A 3,315-nucleotide genomic window follows, 5' to 3' on the forward strand; every position below is an offset into this window, starting at 1 on the left:
CAGCAGGGCCGGCTGGACGCCATCGCGGGCGATGTCGTCCAGCCGGCCCTGCTGACCGAGCCCTGTGTTTCACCGGAGCGCAGGATAGCCTCCATGATCTCCAGTACATGCAGCGCCAGATTGCCGGAGGCGCGTGGCGTGTTGCCGGTCTGAAGCGAGCGCACCAGATCGGCGACGCCGAGCATGCGGTAATTGGCGCGATCGGGCGCCGCATAAGGCCAGTTGCGGGCGCCATAGAGTTCGCCTTCGCTGGCGAAATCCCTCCAGTCGGTGCCGCGTTTCGACAGCGACACGGTGCCGCCGAACGTGTCGGGGTCGGGCAGGCGCAGCGAGCCTTCCGTGCCGTGCAGTTCGATCGGATGGTTGGAGTGGCGAAAGACATCCCACGAGGCGCCGAAGGTGACGGTTGCGCCGGAGCGGAACTCCAGCAGCGACAGCACATTGGTCGGCGTGCCGACCTTGAATGTGGTGTTCTTGAATGGCCCTTCGGCAGTGATCAGCCGCTCCTCCTGGCCGCGCGTCGCCATCGCCATGACGCGTTCGACCGGGCCGAGCAGATTGACCAGCATGGTCAGATAGTAGGGGCCCATGTCGAACACCGGGCCACCGCCTGGCTGGTAGTAGAACTGCGGGTTGGGGTGCCAGTGCTCCATGCCGCGGCCCATCATGAAGGCGGTGCCGGTGACCGGGCGGCCGATGGCGCCGTCATCCATCAGCCGGCGGGCGCGGCGTCCGGCTGCACCAAGGAAGGTGTCGGGCGCCGAGCCGAGCAGCAGCCCGCGCGACCGCGCCTCGTCGACCAGGCGCCGTCCATCGGCCGCCGAGGTGGCGAGCGGCTTTTCGGTGAAGACGTGCTTGCCGGCCGAAAGGGCGGCAAACGAAATGTCGAAATGCGCCGCCGGAATGGTCAGGTTGAGGACGAGATCGATCTCGGGATCGGCCAGCAGTGCATCGACGCCGAGTGCCCGTATGCCATATTCCTTCGCCCGCAGCGCCGTCATGTCGGCCGAGATATCGGCGCAGGCGCGCAACTCGATGCCGCCGAAGAGAGCGGCATTGCGCAGATAGGTCATCGAGATATTGCCGCATCCGATGACGCCGATCCCGAGTTTCGTCGTTGATATCCCGTGCATTTTCGATCGTACCTCCCAACGCGGTCACCGTCTGCCGAATCCGCCCAGAAGTAACGGATCGCCTTCGCAAAGGGCTATACAACATTTTAAATATTGACGCGCGTAAAATTTTTATACAACATGCGAAAATGCTGGCGCGATATCGGGAGGCTGCCAGTCCTGGGAGGAGAAAATGACCGACATGAAAAAACGGCCGACCGCCGATGCGGATGCCGTGGGTCATGCGCGCATCGGATATTTCCGCCGCGGCCAGGGACCTCGACGGGGTCAGGCATAGATCACCTTGGCCCCTGTCCTATCAAGCTGGCTGCGTATTGGGCCGGACAGGCCATCGTCGGTGATCACGACATCGACGCTCGACAGCGAAAAGGCCTTGGAGGTTCCGCTGACGCCCCATTTGCTCGAATCCGCAAGGAGGACAACGCGCCGGGCCATGCGCACGAGGTTTCGCTTGGTTCGCGCCATGTCTTCGTTCACGTCGACCACATCCAGTGACGAGTCAATCGCATGCGCTCCAACAAAGACCTGATGCGCTACCAAGCCGCCGAGAGCCGTGTCGGCATCGGTGATCAGCGTGCTTACCGTGTCCGGGTAGACCCGGCCGCCGATCATGTGAACGTCGAGCCCGGGCCGATGCATCAGATGCTGCACGATATTCATCGCCGTGGCCGCGACCACGACATTGCTGAGCGGCGGTAACAGCATGGCAACCTGCATCAATGTCGAGCCGCCATCGAAGATGACTGATTGGTTGTCCTCGAACAGGTCTATCGCTGCCCGGGCGATGCGTTTCTTTGCATCGAGGTTTGTTTGCATCCGCCGGGCGAACGCGGCCGTGGTCGAATCCGTGGTCCGGGTCACCGCGCCTCCGCGGGTCTTGGTCAGCAGTCCCTTGCGATCCAGTATCTCGAGGTCGGAGCGCACCGTGACTTCCGACACGCCAAAATCATCTGACAGGTCCTTGATGCGAACCTGTCCGCTGCGTTGCACTTCACCCAGGATCGATTGGCGTCTCTGCTCTGACAACATTGGCCTGTCCTTGCCTCCATGCGCCAAGCGATCGCCCTGGCCTCGGTTCACTCTACCGAAAATAGGGGAATTCGAAAGCTTTCGAAAGATTGCATTTGTTATTTCTTTCGCAAACACTGGGTCCAGGATTTTGAAATCAATCAATTGGAGAGTTTTGGACTCATGAGCCTCGGAACCAAGGTGCGCCTGGCGCGCCTCTTCTCACATCCATCGGGGAATCTTTTTGGCGGCGCGGTCGACCACTTTGTCGGCTATGGCGACGTGCGCAAAGGAGGTCTTGCCGACCTGCCGGGTGCGCTTGCACGCGTCATGGTAGGCAAACCCGACTACGTCAGCATCCAGCCTGGCACCGCGCGCCATCTGTGGCCGCAATATGCGGGCAAGGCTTCCCTGGTGATCCAGGCCGGCTGCTTCACCCCAGACGATCGCATCAGTGAACTGATTGCAACGCCCGAGGATGCGGTGCGCGCCGGCGCCGATGCGTTGGCCGTGGCCATTCCGGTGCGTGGCGCGACCGAGGGAAAATACATACGCTGGCTGACCGATTCGGTGAACGCGGCGGCTCGTTACGGCATGCCGGTGGTGGCGCATATCTACCCTCGCGATTTCACCGACGGGGCAAAAATCGTCTTCACCCCCGACGAGATCGCCTATGCGGCACGCATCGGCTACGAGTCCGGCGTCGATGTGATCAAGATCGGTTACACGGGCGATTTCGAGTCGTTTCGAGAGACCGTTCGGACCTGCCCGGTGCCGGTTGTGATCGCCGGAGGTCCGAAGACCGACACGCTGCTCGGCGCCCTTCAGCAGACGGCGGACGCCATCCGTGCCGGCGCGCGCGGTGCCGTGGTGGGCCGCAATCTCTGGGGGCACGGCGATCCGGAAAAGGCAGCGATCGCCTTTCGGGGCGTCATCCATGACGGCCTTTCGGCGCAAGACGCCTTGGCGAAGGCGGGTGCCTGAACGATGCCCGCCGTCCCTTCAATCCTCGGCTTCGGAGCTATTGCGATCGACGACATCGTCTATGTCGATCAGCCGTTGTCGGCGGGCAAGGGGAAGGTTTTGCAAAGTGCCCGGGCTTTCGGGGGAAACGTCGCGACGGCGGCAAGTGCCGTCGCGCGGCTCGGCGGAAGCGCCGGGTTCGTCGGATGGC

General features: G+C 62.7%; 3 protein-coding genes and 1 pseudogene. 2 read left to right on the top strand and 2 right to left on the bottom strand.

Annotation, left to right across the window (positions count from 1 at the left end):
- Window positions 1-1,133: Gfo/Idh/MocA family oxidoreductase (locus EN925_RS29090; protein ID WP_164894456.1), on the bottom strand; the 1,133-nt coding region annotated here is incomplete at its 3' end.
- A 267-nt stretch (window positions 1,134-1,400) separates the two neighbouring features.
- On the bottom strand, window positions 1,401-2,162 hold the full coding sequence (locus tag EN925_RS29095; RefSeq protein WP_013532952.1) for a DeoR/GlpR family DNA-binding transcription regulator: 762 nt from the start codon (window positions 2,160-2,162) through the stop codon (window positions 1,401-1,403).
- A gap of 162 nt (window positions 2,163-2,324) precedes the next feature.
- Between EN925_RS29095 and EN925_RS29100 the strand changes: the two genes are divergently transcribed.
- Complete coding sequence (locus tag EN925_RS29100) at window positions 2,325-3,125, top strand: class I fructose-bisphosphate aldolase (protein WP_023756676.1); 801 nt, start codon at window positions 2,325-2,327, stop codon at window positions 3,123-3,125.
- A 3-nt stretch (window positions 3,126-3,128) separates the two neighbouring features.
- Window positions 3,129-3,315 (top strand): annotated as a pseudogene (locus EN925_RS29105) (permease); the annotation flags it as partial.

This window comes from Mesorhizobium sp. M7A.F.Ca.US.006.04.2.1 (assembly GCF_004022915.1).
Classification (GTDB): Bacteria; Pseudomonadota; Alphaproteobacteria; order Rhizobiales; family Rhizobiaceae; genus Mesorhizobium; species Mesorhizobium ciceri.

What these genes read in the sequence shown, in the direction of transcription:
- EN925_RS29095 (WP_013532952.1), bottom strand. Translation starts at nt 2,162, where the DNA reads ATGTTGTCAGAGCAGAGACGCCAATCGATCCTGGGTGAAGTGCAACGC.
- EN925_RS29100 (WP_023756676.1), top strand. Translation starts at nt 2,325, where the DNA reads ATGAGCCTCGGAACCAAGGTGCGCCTGGCGCGCCTCTTCTCACATCCA.